General features: G+C 39.7%; 15 protein-coding genes and 1 rRNA gene. All 16 read right to left on the bottom strand.

Annotated elements, in window-relative coordinates:
* Positions 1 to 53: 53 nt before the first annotated feature.
* Positions 54 to 1,602, bottom strand: a 16S ribosomal RNA gene (locus tag LG276_RS00460).
* A gap of 888 nt (positions 1,603 to 2,490) precedes the next feature.
* Positions 2,491 to 3,990 carry a lysine--tRNA ligase gene (lysS, locus tag LG276_RS00455; RefSeq protein ID WP_404294349.1) on the bottom strand — a complete coding sequence of 500 codons (1,500 nt, stop codon included), beginning with the start codon at positions 3,988 to 3,990 and terminating at the stop codon, positions 2,491 to 2,493.
* 237 nt (positions 3,991 to 4,227) lie between these two features.
* Complete coding sequence (dusB, locus tag LG276_RS00450; RefSeq protein WP_224939145.1) at positions 4,228 to 5,229, bottom strand: tRNA dihydrouridine synthase DusB; 1,002 nt, start codon at positions 5,227 to 5,229, stop codon at positions 4,228 to 4,230.
* A gap of 17 nt (positions 5,230 to 5,246) precedes the next feature.
* Positions 5,247 to 5,471, bottom strand: coding sequence for a helix-turn-helix domain-containing protein (locus LG276_RS00445; protein ID WP_095371256.1), 225 nt, complete (start codon positions 5,469 to 5,471; stop codon positions 5,247 to 5,249).
* Positions 5,387 to 5,950 carry a 2-amino-4-hydroxy-6-hydroxymethyldihydropteridine diphosphokinase gene (folK, locus tag LG276_RS00440; protein WP_224939144.1) on the bottom strand — a complete coding sequence of 188 codons (564 nt, stop codon included), beginning with the start codon at positions 5,948 to 5,950 and terminating at the stop codon, positions 5,387 to 5,389. Before folK ends, LG276_RS00445 begins: the two co-directional genes overlap by 85 nt.
* Complete coding sequence (gene folB / locus LG276_RS00435) at positions 5,950 to 6,288, bottom strand: dihydroneopterin aldolase (protein WP_404294346.1); 339 nt, start codon at positions 6,286 to 6,288, stop codon at positions 5,950 to 5,952. Before folB ends, folK begins: the two co-directional genes overlap by 1 nt.
* 16 nt (positions 6,289 to 6,304) lie before the next feature.
* Positions 6,305 to 7,141 carry a dihydropteroate synthase gene (folP, locus tag LG276_RS00430; RefSeq protein WP_404293113.1) on the bottom strand — a complete coding sequence of 279 codons (837 nt, stop codon included), beginning with the start codon at positions 7,139 to 7,141 and terminating at the stop codon, positions 6,305 to 6,307.
* 10 nt (positions 7,142 to 7,151) lie between these two features.
* Positions 7,152 to 8,012, bottom strand: a complete 861-nt coding sequence (gene pabC, locus LG276_RS00425; protein WP_224939141.1) for an aminodeoxychorismate lyase — start codon at positions 8,010 to 8,012, stop codon at positions 7,152 to 7,154.
* Positions 8,002 to 8,604 (bottom strand): aminodeoxychorismate/anthranilate synthase component II, encoded by a 603-nt coding sequence (gene pabA / locus LG276_RS00420; RefSeq protein ID WP_224939148.1) that lies wholly within the window; start codon positions 8,602 to 8,604, stop codon positions 8,002 to 8,004. The genes pabC and pabA overlap by 11 nt, the downstream gene beginning before the upstream one ends.
* Positions 8,601 to 10,010 carry an anthranilate synthase component I family protein gene (locus LG276_RS00415; protein WP_404293111.1) on the bottom strand — a complete coding sequence of 470 codons (1,410 nt, stop codon included), beginning with the start codon at positions 10,008 to 10,010 and terminating at the stop codon, positions 8,601 to 8,603. The genes pabA and LG276_RS00415 overlap by 4 nt, the downstream gene beginning before the upstream one ends.
* A 171-nt stretch (positions 10,011 to 10,181) precedes the next feature.
* A complete protein-coding gene (gene cysK, locus LG276_RS00410; RefSeq protein WP_341105083.1) occupies positions 10,182 to 11,105 on the bottom strand; it encodes a cysteine synthase A in 924 nt (307 codons plus the stop codon).
* Positions 11,106 to 11,282: 177 nt separating this feature from the next.
* On the bottom strand, positions 11,283 to 12,155 hold the full coding sequence (locus tag LG276_RS00405; protein ID WP_224939138.1) for a peptidyl-prolyl cis-trans isomerase: 873 nt from the start codon (positions 12,153 to 12,155) through the stop codon (positions 11,283 to 11,285).
* A gap of 108 nt (positions 12,156 to 12,263) precedes the next feature.
* Positions 12,264 to 13,142, bottom strand: a complete 879-nt coding sequence (hslO, locus tag LG276_RS00400; RefSeq protein WP_404293108.1) for an Hsp33 family molecular chaperone HslO — start codon at positions 13,140 to 13,142, stop codon at positions 12,264 to 12,266.
* A 37-nt stretch (positions 13,143 to 13,179) separates the two neighbouring features.
* Positions 13,180 to 13,959, bottom strand: coding sequence for a type III pantothenate kinase (locus LG276_RS00395; protein WP_095371266.1), 780 nt, complete (start codon positions 13,957 to 13,959; stop codon positions 13,180 to 13,182).
* A gap of 570 nt (positions 13,960 to 14,529) precedes the next feature.
* Positions 14,530 to 16,527, bottom strand: coding sequence for an ATP-dependent zinc metalloprotease FtsH (gene ftsH / locus LG276_RS00390; protein WP_095371267.1), 1,998 nt, complete (start codon positions 16,525 to 16,527; stop codon positions 14,530 to 14,532).
* Between the two features lie 122 nt (positions 16,528 to 16,649).
* Entirely contained in the window at positions 16,650 to 17,195 is a 546-nt protein-coding gene (gene hpt, locus LG276_RS00385; protein WP_095371268.1) for a hypoxanthine phosphoribosyltransferase, read from the bottom strand.
* Between the last annotated feature and the right edge of the window lie 20 nt (positions 17,196 to 17,215).

Raw genomic sequence — 17,215 nt, 5'->3', positions numbered from 1 at the left:
TCTCAAAACTGAACGAACAGTCTAACATCAAGTTAATTCCGTATATTCCTTAGAAAGGAGGTGATCCAGCCGCACCTTCCGATACGGCTACCTTGTTACGACTTCACCCCAATCATCTGTCCCACCTTAGGCGGCTGGCTCCAAAAGGTTACCCCACCGACTTCGGGTGTTACAAACTCTCGTGGTGTGACGGGCGGTGTGTACAAGGCCCGGGAACGTATTCACCGCGGCATGCTGATCCGCGATTACTAGCGATTCCGGCTTCATGTAGGCGAGTTGCAGCCTACAATCCGAACTGAGAATGGTTTTATGGGATTGGCTAAACCTCGCGGTCTTGCAGCCCTTTGTACCATCCATTGTAGCACGTGTGTAGCCCAGGTCATAAGGGGCATGATGATTTGACGTCATCCCCACCTTCCTCCGGTTTGTCACCGGCAGTCACCTTAGAGTGCCCAACTGAATGCTGGCAACTAAGATCAAGGGTTGCGCTCGTTGCGGGACTTAACCCAACATCTCACGACACGAGCTGACGACAACCATGCACCACCTGTCACTCTGTCCCCCGAAGGGGAAAGTCCTATCTCTAGGATTGTCAGAGGATGTCAAGACCTGGTAAGGTTCTTCGCGTTGCTTCGAATTAAACCACATGCTCCACCGCTTGTGCGGGCCCCCGTCAATTCCTTTGAGTTTCAACCTTGCGGTCGTACTCCCCAGGCGGAGTGCTTAATGCGTTTGCTGCAGCACTAAAGGGCGGAAACCCTCTAACACTTAGCACTCATCGTTTACGGCGTGGACTACCAGGGTATCTAATCCTGTTTGCTCCCCACGCTTTCGCGCCTCAGCGTCAGTTACAGACCAGAAAGTCGCCTTCGCCACTGGTGTTCCTCCAAATCTCTACGCATTTCACCGCTACACTTGGAATTCCACTTTCCTCTTCTGCACTCAAGTTCCCCAGTTTCCAATGACCCTCCACGGTTGAGCCGTGGGCTTTCACATCAGACTTAAGGAACCGCCTGCGCGCGCTTTACGCCCAATAATTCCGGACAACGCTTGCCACCTACGTATTACCGCGGCTGCTGGCACGTAGTTAGCCGTGGCTTTCTGGTTAGGTACCGTCAAGGTACCGGCAGTTACTCCGGTACTTGTTCTTCCCTAACAACAGAGTTTTACGATCCGAAAACCTTCATCACTCACGCGGCGTTGCTCCGTCAGACTTTCGTCCATTGCGGAAGATTCCCTACTGCTGCCTCCCGTAGGAGTCTGGGCCGTGTCTCAGTCCCAGTGTGGCCGATCACCCTCTCAGGTCGGCTACGCATCGTCGCCTTGGTGAGCCGTTACCTCACCAACTAGCTAATGCGCCGCGGGCCCATCTGTAAGTGATAGCAGAACCATCTTTCAATCTAATTATATGTATAAATAGATATTATCCGGTATTAGCCCCGGTTTCCCGGAGTTATCCCAGTCTTACAGGCAGGTTGCCCACGTGTTACTCACCCGTCCGCCGCTAATCTTTGGGAGCAAGCTCCCTCAGATTCGCTCGACTTGCATGTATTAGGCACGCCGCCAGCGTTCGTCCTGAGCCAGGATCAAACTCTCCAATAAAGTGTTTGATTAGCTCGTTTGCACCTATGGTGCTTTGTTGCTGATAAATCAGCTTTTTTAGAATTACGCTTGACGTTTTATGTTCGTTCAGTTTTCAAAGAACAATCTCGTTCGCCTCAGAAGCGACTTTATAATCTTACCATTCCACCAACATCATGTCAACTACTTTTTAAAAATAATTTTTGATGATTAGTTGAGTAAACTTGCTCTCTCTTGGGAACAAAAACTACTATATCACGATTAAAAAGTGTTTGCAATATAATTTTTAAAGTTTTTATCAAGAAACTTCTTTTTTTAAAAACAAACTTCAAATGTGCAATTTCAACTTCCCAACTAATCTTTTAATAGTTTTTTCTATTGTACTATTACTTTAATTTCTCTTTTATCTTCTATGTAGAATCCTTACAGGAAAATATACCTTTGTACTTTTACTCGTCACATAATCTACATTCAAGTAGAAACGCAAACAACAAATTGCACTTAGACCTTTCTGTTTTTGCTCTTAACACCGCTCCGTCAAAAACCACCTATATTCTAGAACGAACGACGGCCAGCCCTACGTATAGTGAAAAAAGACTTGAATCTTAATTGTTTGGTAATGGATGTAATACTGATGCACCCACTTTTTCCTCACTCTCCTTCTCTAACAATTCAATTTGAAAAGCAAGAAACACAATTAATAAACCCATGGCGATTAGCAAACAGTCAAAATGAAGTAGTAAAGGTTAAAGTAACATAACTACAAAATTAGAAACGAATTCAGGATTGCTTCTAATAAATTATCAAGTTTTACTAATCATAGTACACCGTTTCATTTATTTAAATACAATTAAAGCCAGCTGAAGTTTACTTTTGTGAACTTCAACTGGCTTTTTCATCCATTAATATTTATTTCTGACGCATATGCGGGAACAATAACACATCTCTAATAGAAGCTGCGTTTGTTAGTAACATAACTAAACGGTCTACACCAATACCTAGTCCACCAGTTGGTGGCATTCCGTATTCTAACGCTTCAATAAAGTCGTTATCCATCATATGTGCTTCATCGTTTCCTTGCTCACGCTCTTTTAACTGCGCTTCAAAGCGTTCTTTTTGATCAATTGGATCATTAAGTTCTGTGAATGCATTAGCGTGTTCTCTAGCGACGATAAATAACTCAAAACGGTCAGTAAAACGTGGATCGTTTTCATTCTTTTTCGCAAGTGGAGAGATTTCTACCGGGTGTCCGAAAATAAAGGTAGGTTGAATTAACTTCTCTTCTACTTTTTGTTCAAAGAATTCATTGACGATGTGACCATATTGCATATGCTCGGTAATTTCCACACCATGCTCTTTTGCAAGCGCACGTGCTTCATCAACTGATGTTTCCTTCCAGAAGTCTACACCAGTATATTCTTTAACCGCATCTACCATATGAAGTCTTTTCCACTCTGGTTTCAGATTAATTTCATATTCACCATACTGAACAGTCGTTGAACCTAGAACTTCTTTTGAAATATGTGCAATAAGGTTCTCTGTCAAGCTCATAATATCACGATAATCAGCATAAGCCTCATATAGTTCAATCATCGTAAACTCAGGATTATGTCTTGTAGACACTCCCTCATTACGGAATACACGGCCGATCTCATACACTTTCTCCATCCCACCAACAATCAGGCGTTTTAAGTGTAGTTCAATGGCAATACGCATATATAATTCCATATCCAACGCATTATGATGAGTAATAAAAGGTTTTGCTGAAGCCCCACCAGCAATAGCATGCATCATTGGTGTTTCTACTTCAAGATAACCTTGATCATCTAGATAACGTCTCATAGATTGTATAATACGGCTACGAGTAATGAAGGTATGTTTACTTTCTTCACTCATAATCAAATCTAGGTAACGCTGGCGATATCTTTGCTCCACGTCTTTTAAACCATGGAATTTATCGGGTAAAGGACGTAGGGCTTTTGTTAATAATTCAAATTGTTTTGCTTTAACAGAAAGTTCCCCTACTTTTGTTTTGAAAAGAACACCCGAAACACCGACAATATCACCTAAATCAGCAGATGTAAAAACTTCATATGCTTCTTCACCAACAGCATCCTTACGAACGTATAATTGGATTTGTCCAGATAAATCTTGAATATGAGCAAAACCCGCTTTACCTTTACCGCGTTTTGTCATAATTCTACCTGCAATGGTTACAGGGATTTCTTTTTCCTCTAATTCTTCTTTTTCAAATTGAGAGTATTCCTCAACCAATTGCTGTGATTGATGTGTGCGATCAAATCTTTTTCCGAAAGGATCTACGCCTTGTTCACGAAGACTGTTCATCTTTTCACGTCTAACCACTAATTGGTCATTTAATTCTTCATGATTTTGACTCACAGATACCATCTCCATCTTAAATCTTTTATGTAGACGCCTAAGGGCGGTTTACGAAGATTTAGTATTTTATATCTCTATTATTGTACACAATACAACAACGACAGACATCTATTAAGTAAAGAAATAGAATAAAAACTGCCAGCAAGTGACTGGCAGTCGTTCATTGTTTCACAGAAATATTATAGTTAAATATAAAAATGATGTCAAACCCGCTATTAAACGCTAATTGCCACTAGTTGTAGTTAATTAGACTGCTTTTGAAGCTTGTCTTTCTTTTTCTTCCATTTCCACTACTAACTCAGAAAGGACGTTTACAACATCTTCTCTAGTATTACATTCATTGATAGCCGCACGAGCTTTTGCATTTCCTTTGATTCCTTTTAAATACCAAGCCGCATGTTTACGCATTTCCCGCACAGCAATATGTTCATTTTTCAATTCAATCAATCGATCCATATGCAATGTACAGACATCCATTTTCTCACGAACGGACGGTTCTCCCATTAGCTCTCCGGTTTCTAGATATTTGACAGTCCGATAAATCATCCACGGGTTCCCTAAAGCTGCACGTCCAATCATTACCCCATCGACACCTGTTTCATCTAACATTCTTTGGGCATCTTGGGGAGTCTGTACATCTCCATTACCGATTAACGGGATTTGAATGTTTTGTTTTACTTCTCGAATGATGTCCCAGTTAGCTGTACCTTCATACATTTGCACTCTCGTACGACCGTGCAACGAGACCGCTTTACCTCCAGCACGTTCTACTGCTTGGGCGTTTTTCACGGCATATATATGGTCTTCATCCCAACCCATACGCATTTTGACTGTTACAGGCTTTTCTACCTCCGACACAACCGCTGAAACCATTTCGTAGATTTTATTTGGATCTAAAAGCCATTTGGCACCCGCATCACATTTGGTGATTTTCGGCACAGGGCATCCCATATTAATATCGATAATATCTGCATTAGTATTTTGGTCAACAAATTTCGCTGCCTCAACCAAAGTTTCCTTTTCCCCGCCGAAAATTTGTAGACTTAACGGCTTTTCACGCTCATCTATATACAGCATATTCATTGTTCTTTCATTTTTTAAAATAATGCCCTTATCGCTGACCATTTCGGCACATACAAGTCCTGCTCCGAATTCTTTTACTGTTAATCGGAATGCAGAGTTACACACACCAGCCATCGGTGCAAGGACCACTCGGTTCTTGATGTTAACATCACCAATTTGAAACATATCCGAGAGACCTCCTTCTATTTATGGATTTCCTGCTCTTCAGGTGGAGCTAAATCCTCCATTGTCACATGTAGTAATGTTGTAATTTTTTCTAGTAACTGTTCCGTAGGCATACGATTACCTCTTTCAATCTCACCAATGATAGAAACTGATATACCTAACTTTTTCGCAAAACCTTCTTGGGTGTATCCTTTGAGCTTTCGAAAAGCGCGAATACGTCTCCCCCATTTTTCCGCTTCCATATCCGAACTCCTTTTTTGTCTGGGATCGCCTCTAATTTCTCATGTAAAGGCTGTTCCTCATCCGGTAAGCAAATGGTTGGTTGAATCTCTAGAAGTGGAATGAGCACGAAAGCTCTCTCATGCATACGTGGGTGTGGAACGATTAACGTCTCTGTCTCAATATTTTCTTGATTATACAGTAAAATGTCAAGGTCTATATTTCTTGGCCCCCAACGAATAACCCTTTTTCTACCAAGATCTTGCTCAACTCTTAATAAAGCTTTTAATAGTTGCGAAGAAGATAATGTCGTACTAACTTGTATAACCATGTTCAAAAATTGAGCTTGGTCTTCAAACCCAACAGGGTCCGTCTCATATATGGAGGAATAATTTACTATTTCTATATCTTCACTCTTTGCTAGCTCGCTAATTGCTTCATATAAGTTTACGTCTCGATCTGGCATGTTTGAACCCAAGCCGATAAAAGCTATATTTGTCACTATTTCCTACTCCTTGTCATTTCTATTGCTACAGAATCATAATGACCCGGAATAGGGGGATCCGGCTTCACTACTTTTACAGTTATTTGAGATATTTGTTTAAAGGTGGCTAATGCTTCTGAGGCAATTTTCTCTGTTAGTGCCTCTACTAACTTGAATGGTTTTCCCTCTACTATTGTCTTACACAACTCATATAGATCTGCATAATTTATCGTGTGATTTAAGTCATCACTTTTCCCCGCTTCACTTAAATCTAACTCAATTGTTAAATCCACATAAAAACGTTGCCCTAGGCGATTCTCTTCAGTATATACCCCGTGATATCCATAAAACGCCATGCGATTTAAATAGATTTTATCCAAGATTAACATCCTTCCCAATAAGCGCATCCATCATTTTAGCCATACGGCTCATTTCCTTTACATCATGTACACGCATAATCTGACAGCCCTTTTGAATACCATAGCAGACTGTCGCTCCTGTCCCTTCCATTCTTTCATCAACAGGTAGGTTCAGCACATTGGCAATCATTCGTTTCTTTGATGTACCTAACAATACTGGATAACCAAATGCCACAAGCTGATCAAGATGACGCATCATTTCTATGTTATCTTCATGGCTTTTCGCAAATCCTATACCTGGATCTAAGATGATATTGTCATCCCTAACCCCCGCTGCCTTAGCAATTGCGATACTTTCATATAAGTCATTCATACAATCTCTAAAGAATGAATCATAGTTTTCATTATCTCTATTATGCATTAAGATAATGGGGACATCTTTTTCAGCGGCTAATGATGCCATTTCTTTATCTCTCTTCGCACCCCATATATCATTAATAATGTGTGCACCTGCTTCTAGGGCGTGCTTCGCCACTTCCGCTTTATAAGTATCAATAGAAAGAGGAATTTGAACTTCCTTTACAATCGCTTCTATAGCGGGAACAACTCGTGCAATTTCTTCCTCAACAGAAATCTCTTCATATCCTGGCCTCGTAGATTCGCCACCAATATCGATAATATCTGCTCCAGCCTCCACTAATTCCTTCGCTCTCTCTACCACACCCTCAAATTGGTTATATTTACCACCATCAGAAAAAGAATCAGGCGTGATATTAAGTATGCCCATAATTAATGTCTTCCTACTATAGTCTAAGGTATAAGAACCACACTGTAATACACTATTTGCCATGCTATTCCTCCTAAAATGAATCTCTACTCCATAAATTCTCTCTTTGTTGTTTATATACCCCCTGCAACAAGGTTACTATCGCTCCATTTAGACCAGGGAGCTTTCGACCTTCCATTGTTTTAAGCGGAACAATTTCCTGAATAGAGTTGGTAATAAACACCTCATCTGCATCAACGATTTCAGCACGGTGGTACACACCTTCTTCAATCTCCAACCTTAACTTTTTAGCTATCTTTATAATAAATTGCCTCGTAATACCGTTTAAAATACCTGTATCAATCGCTGGTGTGTATAATACATTTCCTTTAGTCCAAAAAACATTAGAAGAAATGCCTTCAGCCAAAAAACCATCCTTTGTTAAAAAAATTCCCTCTAACGTATCATCTGCACCTAATTCCTGTTTGGCTAAAATATTGTTTAAAAAGTGGTGTGATTTTAAACGCTCAGCCCCTTCTGGTGTATTTCTTCTAATAGAAAGGATTTTTCCGTTTTTTTCAACCGGTAGGGGGGCTTCAGGTAATTCATTGGCAAAAATAATAACGGTAGGTTCTACATAATGGTCAGCCCTTAAACCTACTTCGCCTATTCCCGCAGAAATATTTACTCTTATTCTAGCATTTCTTAACTGATTCATTTCTAATAAGTCAGCTAAACGAGATTGTAACTCTTCTCGCCCATTAAATGGACTACGAATACAAACAGCATCTAACCCTTGTTTCAACCGCGCTAAATGGTCATCCAATAAAAACGGGTGTCCATTGTATATACGAAAGGTCTCAAATAAGCCTAAACCATATAAATACCCATGATCAAATGGAGAAATACTCGCTTCTTCTTTTCGCACAAGCTTGCCATTGACACTAATATACAACGTGTTTGCCCCCTTGTTGAATGAGGCCATGCTGATTGAGGAAGTTTAGGAGCAAATCTTTTCCTGCTGAAGTCATAATGGATTCAGGGTGAAATTGCACGCCTTCTATTGGTAACAGTCGATGTTTAATACCCATAATTTCACCTTCCTCCGTCCACGAAGAGACTTCGAAGCAATCTGGAAGGGTCTCTCTCTCCACAATTAAAGAATGATAGCGTGTAGCTAAAAACGGCACTTCAATTCCCCTATAGATTGTTTGTTGGTTATGAAAAACAGGTGAAGTTTTCCCATGCATCAATCTATCTGCTCGGACCACCTTGCCTCCAAATACTTGTGCAATTGATTGATGCCCTAAACATACACCGAAGATAGGGAGTTTCCCAGCAAAAGCTTCTATCGCCGCTAAGCTAATACCCGCTTCATCCGGACTACAGGGTCCTGGTGAAATCATTAAGCACGAGGGGGAAAGTGCTTCAATATCAGCGATTGTGATTTCATCATTACGCTTAATTAACACATCTGCACCTAATTCCCCTAAATATTGCACCAAATTAAACGTAAAAGAATCAAAGTTATCAATCATTAATATCACTTTTTCCAATCCCCCTTCTCTTCAGCTAACTCTTTTGCACGCCATAGCGCCTTGGCCTTCTTTAACGATTCTTTATATTCTAAATGAGCTTCAGAATCAATAACGATTCCCGCTCCTGCTTGTACATATGCCACTCCCTCTTTGACTAGCATTGTTCGAATCATAATATTCAACTCTAAATCGCCATTAAAGCCGATCCAACCAAGTGACCCTGTATAGATACCTCTTCTTACTGGTTCTAATTCATCAATTATTTCCATCGTTCTAATTTTCGGTGCACCTGTAATTGTGCCGCCTGGAAATGAAGCATCGATTAAATCGTACCCATCTCTACCGTTAGCTATTTGCCCCCTTACATTCGACACAATATGCATGACGTGGGAGTATTTTTCAATCACCATAAACTCATTGACCTCAACCGTTCCATATTGGCACACACGTCCTAAGTCATTCCGTTCTAAATCAACAAGCATGACATGCTCAGCCCGTTCCTTTTCATTTTCAATCAATTCATTGGCTAATTTAAGATCCTCTCTTTCATCCTTACCACGTGAACGAGTACCCGCAATTGGCCTTGTACTCACTTCATCGCCTTTTTTCTTTACTAGTAATTCTGGCGACCCACTGACAAGCTGGTAATCAGGGGTGTTTAAATAACCCATATAAGGAGATGGATTCAGTTCACGTAAGTGACTATACACTTCGATGGGAGGAACGTTCAACTTTTGACTTCCTCTTACAGAAAGATTGACTTGGAACACATCACCACTCGCAATATATGATTGTACCTTTTCCACTGCTCGAACAAACGTTTCTTCACTGATGGAAACGTCTTTTAAAGTAGGTTCCTTTTCTCCAGCTAATTGTACCTCTCCTTGTTCTACTTCCTCAGTCCATCGATTCACCCATGCTGTTTCCCTCGAGGTGACATCGTCTTCTTTATCATGGGCAAATATCAACCATAATTCTTCTGTATTATGATCAAAAACGAACCATTCCTCAAACAAGAAGAAGTGCGTATCTGGCATTTCCAAATCATCTTCAGTCATGTCTGGTAGGTTTTCAATATAACGACCGTAATCATAACTTACAAATCCCAATACACCTCCATGAAAATCTGGTAAACTCCCTAAAGGCTCTTCGATTTCATATTGCTTTAACCACTTTTTCATTTCATGTAATGGGTTGCCATGTGCCACTTGCACCCCTTCACTTGATTTTATGTATAACTTATTATCTTTCCCTGTAAACTCAACGACTGGACAAAAGCCAGCCATACTATAACGGCCACTTCTACCGCTCTCTAATAAAATATGTATATCATAGTCCTTAGCTATCTTTTTGTATAATGGAAAAAACCATTCCTTCGAATAGCTTAACTTTTTTGTATGTATCATCTTTTTCATTGAATCTCACCTCATACTCATCATACCGAATTGCTTACAAATTACTAGTCATTTTCTCATTGTAATAATTGTTAATCAAAAATGAAGGCCAGTCACCAAGTACGATGGTGCCAGCCTTCATTTTTGAATAAAAAAACAGCAGTGCTCATCACTGCCGTTCTCTTGATCGTTTTAATCAAATTGATAAAGTGGTGTACTTAAGTAACGCTCTCCATTACTTGGAATAATCGCCAATACTTTTTTGCCTTCTCCAAGCTCTTTGGCTACCTTTAAAGCCGCGTGAATAGCTGCACCTGAAGAGATACCACCTAGAATCCCTTCCTCTTTAGCCGCTCGACGGGCTTGAGCAAACGCATCTTCATTGGCAACAGCGATAATTTCATCATATACCTTCGTATCTAATATCTCAGGTACAAATCCTGCGCCAATACCTTGAATCTTATGCGGTCCTGGCTTTCCACCTGAAAGAACAGGAGAATCAGCAGGCTCAACTGCATAAATCTTAATATCCTTGTATTGTTCCTTCAGTACTTGACCAGCACCTGTAATCGTGCCACCTGTACCAATACCAGCAATAAATGCATCTAATTGATCGCCCATTTGCTCAACAATCTCTTTTCCTGTTGTCTCGCGATGTACTTCAGGATTTGATAAGTTTTCGAATTGTTGTGGCATGAAGTATCCATGCTCTTTCGCTAATTCTTGCGATTTTCTTATTGCACCACCCATTCCATCTGGTCCCGGCGTTAACACTAATTCTGCTCCATATGCACGAAGAAGATTTCTTCTCTCCATACTCATGGTCTCAGGCATCACTAAAATCGTTTGATATCCTTTTGCTGCAGCAACCATAGCAAGGCCAATACCGGTATTCCCACTAGTTGGTTCAATAATTGTATCGCCTTCTTTTAAATCACCACTTTTTTCAGCAGCTTCTATCATTGCATTAGCAATACGATCTTTTACACTGCTTCCAGGATTCATATACTCCAACTTTAAATAAATATCCGCACTTCCATCTTCTACAATACGATTAAGCTTCACTATTGGTGTTTGTCCAATGAGTTCAGTAATTGAATTTGCAATACGTACCATCTTCTCCACTCCTTATTCCGAGTATTATTATTGGTTTTATTTAAATTTATCAATCACACAACCAATTGTCAACGAATATGCAGGCATAAAGCCCTTTAATTATTAGAAAATTTAAAACTTTATACCCGAACGATTCATGTTAGCTTATGCTATATGATACCTATAAATAACAAAAAACTACATAGCCCCATCATAAAAAGTTTCGATATCCACTTCATCCTTAAAAGGTTCAGTAGAAACAGGAAGATCCATTTGCTCTAAAGCCATTTGTCTCCGTATTTGTGATTTAACATCCTTAAAGGAATAGGTTTCTCCCTCAACAAACTCTTGTAACAGAACTATAGCATACCCCTCAGCGGTTTTTACTGGGTCAGACCATTCTCCGGCTTTTAAATCTTGCGCCGCTTTAATGATGGTTTCATAATTTTCGTCATCAACTGTCACATAACCAAGGTCGCCACCCTGGGCAGCTGTTAAAGTATCTGTTGATTTTTCCAACGCCATAGCTGTAAAGCTTGAGCCATTGTCTAATTCTTTCACTGTTTGTTCCGCTTCTTCTTTAGTTGCCAGTACAATTTGTGATAGATGATATGTATCCTTAATTTCATATTGAGCTTGGTTATCTTCGAAGTATTGTTGCAGCTTTTCCTCAGAAATACTTACTTCTTTTGTTAAAAGCTCCTCAAGCATTAAACTATCTTTAATTTGCTTTCTCCATTGGTCTTCATTGATTGATAAAGCAGCGGCAGACGTGCCATACGCTGATTTTAACATTTTGATTTCACGGTCAATCTCTTCTTTATCTATTTCAACATCGTATTTATCTCCAGCAGCCTCGATGACCTTCCCATCAATCATTTCGTCTAACACTTCTTTCCCGTAGCGACCCTCCATTTCATTTAACCAATCTTGCCTTGTAATTTCATCTTTTCCAATCTGTGCCACAACTTCAGATTGACTCGGTTCGCTCTTCCCAAGAAAATAAGCAACGCTCATAAAGTTAATCACAATGAGTATTAGTATGATTAACCATAAATGTTGTCTTTTCAAAGCTCCTCCCCCTACTACTTTGCATATATTTCTGTATAAAAAAAGGCTTAGGTGCACCTTCTATTCCCTATTGTTCTTAAGAATCAAGATACGCCCAAGCTCTCACATTTATTTTGCTTCTTGTTTAAATGCTTCAAGTTCTTCTTTATTATAGTGATAAGCTTCATTGCAGAAATGACATTGTGCCTCTGCACTACCTTCTTTCTCTATCATATCTGCAATTTCCTCTTTTCCTAAACTAATAATCGCATTCCCAAACCGTTCTTTTGAACAGGTACAAGTAAAACTAACATCCATCTTTTCTAAGAAATTCACTTGATCTTTACCAAGAACACTTTGTAAGATTTCTTCTGGTGTTAGCCCCTTTTCAATCATTGTTGAAACAGGTTCAATATGTGATAGCCTCTCTTCAATGGCTGCGATTGTTTCTTCATCGGTTCCAGGCATTAACTGGATAATAATACCACCTGCAGCTAATATACTATTGTCATCATTGACTAATACACCCACACCAACTGATGAAGGTGTTTGTTCAGATGTGACAAAGTAATACGTAAAATCTTCCCCAAGCTCACCTGATACAATCGGTACTTGCCCAGAAAAGTTTTCTCTCATTCCAATATCCTTTACCACTGTCAAAGTACCTTCTGTTCCAACCCCACGACGGACATCAAGTTTGCCCTGTGCATTGGATTCAAAATGCACTTGGGGATGAGTCACATAACCACGCACTTCCCCTTTGGCATTACTATCAACTAGAAGTGGACCAAGTGGGCCATTACCTTCGATTTTAATAGTGATTTTGTCTTCTCCCTTTACCATCGCCCCCATCATTACACCAGCGGACATTGCTCTCCCGAGTGCTGCTGAAGCAACTGGCCATGTATGATGCCTTCTTTGCGCTTCTCCTACTGTTTCTGTTGAACGAACGGCAAATGCCCTCACTTGTCCTTCATAAGCTAAAGCTTTTACTAAATAATCACTCATTTTAATACTCCTTCCATGACGAATACAGACGTTATTTCTACTTTTTTATCGTGTCCATATTTCGTTTATAAATAAGCTGTAAACCTTTTAAGGTTAAAAATGGATCAATAATATCTATAACCTTTGATTCCTTTGCAATCAATGAGGCCAACCCACCTGTACCTATAACAAGCGGTTCCTCTTTTGCTTGTAACTTCATTCTACTTACAATTCCCTCTACTTGACCAACATAGCCAAAGAGAATGCCTGATTGCATAGCTGAGACGGTATTCTTTCCAATAATCCCATCAGGCCTGACAATTTCTATTCGCGGTAATTTCGCTGCTCTAGAGTATAGCGCTTCAGTAGAGATACCAATACCAGGTGCAATCGCACCACCCATATACTGTTTATGCTCATTAATATAACAATACGTAGTTGCTGTGCCAAAATCAACAATTACGAGCGGCCCGCCATATTCATGAATACCTGCCACCGCATTAACAATTCTGTCGGCTCCCACTTCTTTTGGATTATCATACTTAATATTCAAACCTGTTTTGACCCCTGGACCCACAACTAATGGTTTGATATGAAAGTATTTTTCGCACATTCGCTCCAAAGCAAACATAATCGGAGGAACAACGGAGGAAATAATAATACCATCTATATCAGCAAAAGATAATTGCTCATGCTCAAACAACGATTTCACAATCATTGCATATTCGTCCTCTGTCTTATGACGATCAGTCTCTATTCGCCAATGATACTTTAACTCATCTCGTTGATAAACACCCATCATCATATTTGAATTCCCTACATCAAAAACAAAGATCAAGCATCCTCACCACACTAAACATAAAATAATTACACTTTAATACTGAGAACATCATATCACACCTCTGTTCAGATTATCCAAATTATAAAACTGCAACCCTATTGTCTAAACACTGAATGATCAATGGCTTTTCGAATCAATGAAGATTCATCATTTCTATTTAATAGGACAACTTACTAAATAATTTCCTTTAATGCATATCTCTAATCAATGATAGCTGTCCTCTTGCTTCATTAAAATAAATAAAATCGGTCAAGTTATGTAGTTCTTGCTCCGTTAATAATTAACCATAGGTGTTTGTATAATTGTATAAACCTGACCCCGTATAACAACTTTTGTTCTGCTACCTTTGATAAGTTTCCTCTTGTTACACTTTTCAAATCCATTTTGCTTCTACGCTACCTTTGATGAATTTCCTCTTGTTGCACGTGCAAATCCATTTTGCTCCACTACCTTTGATAAGTTTCCTCTTATTGCACGAAGAAATTTTCTGTTATACGGTTCAACCCCCACATTATAGACAGAAAAAAGAAAAAGCCCCTCAATAGTGAGGCGCTTTTTCTTTATTGATTAAGATTTACGATCTTCATCAATTGCTGGAGGCTCTTCTTCTTCAGCAGGGGATTGTTTTTCCCTTGTTTCAGTGATTTCACCTTCATTATCTTTACGATCGTCATCTTTTCGAATATTTACTTTAATATTTGAATCTTCTATTGTTTCACTTGTTTTAGAAGCTGGGCGTTCAGGTAGTGTACCATGATCAGATAGATGTTTAATTTGCTCCGCATCTAGCGTTTCCACTTCTAAAAGTGTTTTTGCAATGATATCTAGTTTGTCACGGTTCTCTGTAAGGATTTGCTTACAGCGTTGGTAACATTCTTTAATCATGCTTTGAATTTCTAGATCAATCTCATATGCAATCGCATCTGAGTAATTACGCTCGTTATTGAAATCTCTACCTAAGAATACTTGACCACCTTGTGATTGACCAAATTGTAGAGGTCCAAGTTTGTCACTCATACCAAATTCAGTTACCATTCGGCGTGCAATACCTGTTGCACGTTGGAAGTCATTATGGGCACCAGTAGAAACCTCACCAAACACGATTTCCTCTGCTACACGTCCTCCAAGTAAACCAACAATCTTATCAAGTAATTCTGGCTTCGTTTGGAAGTAACGATCTTCTCTCGGCAGCATAACAGCATATCCGCCTGCTTGCCCACGAGGTACAATTGTTACTTTATGAACCATATCAGCTTCATCTAAGATTAAGCCGATTACAGTATGACCTGCCTCATGGAAAGCCACAATATTTCTTTCTTTTTCAGATATAACACGACTCTTCTTAGAAGGCCCTGCAATTACACGGTCAGTCGCTTCATCCACATCGGTCATATCCACCTTCTTCTTATTCTGACGAGCGGCAACAAGTGCTGCTTCATTCAATAAGTTTTCAAGGTCTGCACCAGAGAAGCCTGGTGTACGTTGAGCAATCGTTTTTAAGTTTACCGATTCATCTAACGGTTTATTTTTTGCATGAACTTTTAATACCGCTTCACGACCTGTTACATCCGGACGATCAACTGTAATTTGACGGTCAAAACGACCTGGACGTAATAACGCAGGGTCAAGGATATCTGGACGGTTTGTTGCAGCAATGATAATAATTCCTTCATTTGCACCGAAGCCATCCATTTCTACAAGCAATTGGTTAAGTGTTTGTTCACGTTCATCATGCCCACCACCGACACCGGCGCCACGCTGACGACCAACCGCATCAATCTCATCAATAAATATAATACATGGTGCGTTTTTCTTCGCATTCTCGAATAAGTCACGTACACGAGAAGCACCAACACCGACAAACATCTCAACAAAGTCAGAACCACTAATAGAGAAGAAAGGTACGCCTGCTTCTCCAGCAGCTGCTCTCGCTAATAACGTTTTACCAGTACCTGGAGGTCCCACTAATAGAACACCTTTAGGAATTCTCGCACCAAGTTCTGAGAATTTTCGTGGGTCTTTCAAGAATTCAACAACTTCCACTAATTCTTGCTTCTCTTCGTCCGCACCTGCTACATCTTTAAAACGGACCTTCTTTTTGCTTTCATCATATAACTTTGCCTTACTTTTACCGAAGTTCATTACACGGCCACCGCCGCCTTGAGCTTGGTTCAATAAGAAGAAGAATAAAATGAAAATGATGATGAATGGAATCATCGTTGTAAAGAACGTTACCCAGCCATTTGCTTCTTCTGCTGGTAGGATCTCTAATTTGGAATCACTTGCTAACTCTTCCACTCGGTCTATCACGGAGTCGCTATTAGCAATATATGTGATAAAATATTTACCTTCTTCATAGCCTTCTAATTGACCACGTACTTCATAAACGCCCCTTACAGGCTGTAAACTAAGGCTTTCAACTTGACCAGACTCTAAATTCTCAACAAATTGGTCATAAGTCATTGCCTCTGTCGGTTCGTTATTGCCATTAAAGAAACTGACAACCCCTATAATGACTAAAAATATTAATAAATAAAAGATGGTGTTACGGAAAATCCGATTCATCCCTTACCTCCTCCCACGGTAAACAAACTACATAGTATCGTATCATACAAAATTGTGCATATACAAGGAATTACACTTGGTCAGACTGGGTTTTGTAAAGTATTTCACACATCGCTTTTCACTTAATTATTATTGCTATACACCTCAGGTTTTAAGATACCAATATATGGTAAGTTTCGGTATTTCTCAGCATAATCTAATCCATATCCTACGACAAACTCATCTGGTACATTAAATCCTACGATATCCGCTTTAATTGCTGCTTTTCTACCAGTTGGTTTATCAAGCAGAGTAACAATTTTTATCGATTTCGCTTTACGATAACGGAATAACTCTACTAAATAGCTCAATGTTAATCCACTATCAATGATATCTTCTATGATGAGGACATCACGTCCCTCAACAGAAGTATCAAGATCTTTCAAAATCTTTACCTCTCCTGAAGAGACCATGGAATTCCCATAACTGGATACATCCATGAAATCCATTTCAAGATGGGTATCAATTCGTTTAATTAGATCGCTCATAAATGGCATTGCGCCTTTTAAGACACCTATTACAAGAGGAAAACGTCCATCATACTCCTCTGTTAATAAGCCGCCTAACTCTCTCACTTTTTGCTGAAGCTCTTCTTCAGTAATTAAGATTTTTTCAATTTCGTTTCGCATCTTATTCCTGCGCCCCCTAG

This window comes from Cytobacillus kochii, from assembly GCF_044790165.1.
GTDB classification, from domain to species: domain Bacteria; phylum Bacillota; class Bacilli; order Bacillales; family Cytobacillaceae; genus Cytobacillus; species Cytobacillus kochii.
Note: the sequence above shows the minus strand (reverse complement) of the source record. Positions and strands in the feature narration are given on the sequence as shown.

Excerpts from the sequence above, each read along its gene's own strand:
- folP (WP_404293113.1), bottom strand. The coding sequence starts at position 7,141 with ATGGCAAATAGTGTATTACAGTGTGGTTCTTATACCTTAGACTATAGT.
- hslO (WP_404293108.1), bottom strand. The coding sequence starts at position 13,142 with ATGAGTGATTATTTAGTAAAAGCTTTAGCTTATGAAGGACAAGTGAGG.
- cysK (WP_341105083.1), bottom strand. The coding sequence starts at position 11,105 with ATGGTACGTATTGCAAATTCAATTACTGAACTCATTGGACAAACACCA.
- hpt (WP_095371268.1), bottom strand. The coding sequence starts at position 17,195 with ATGCGAAACGAAATTGAAAAAATCTTAATTACTGAAGAAGAGCTTCAG.
- LG276_RS00445 (WP_095371256.1), bottom strand. The coding sequence starts at position 5,471 with ATGGAAGCGGAAAAATGGGGGAGACGTATTCGCGCTTTTCGAAAGCTC.
- dusB (WP_224939145.1), bottom strand. The coding sequence starts at position 5,229 with ATGTTTCAAATTGGTGATGTTAACATCAAGAACCGAGTGGTCCTTGCA.
- lysS (WP_404294349.1), bottom strand. The coding sequence starts at position 3,990 with ATGGTATCTGTGAGTCAAAATCATGAAGAATTAAATGACCAATTAGTG.
- ftsH (WP_095371267.1), bottom strand. The coding sequence starts at position 16,527 with ATGAATCGGATTTTCCGTAACACCATCTTTTATTTATTAATATTTTTA.
- folB (WP_404294346.1), bottom strand. The coding sequence starts at position 6,288 with ATGGCGTTTTATGGATATCACGGGGTATATACTGAAGAGAATCGCCTA.
- LG276_RS00415 (WP_404293111.1), bottom strand. The coding sequence starts at position 10,010 with ATGAAAAAGATGATACATACAAAAAAGTTAAGCTATTCGAAGGAATGG.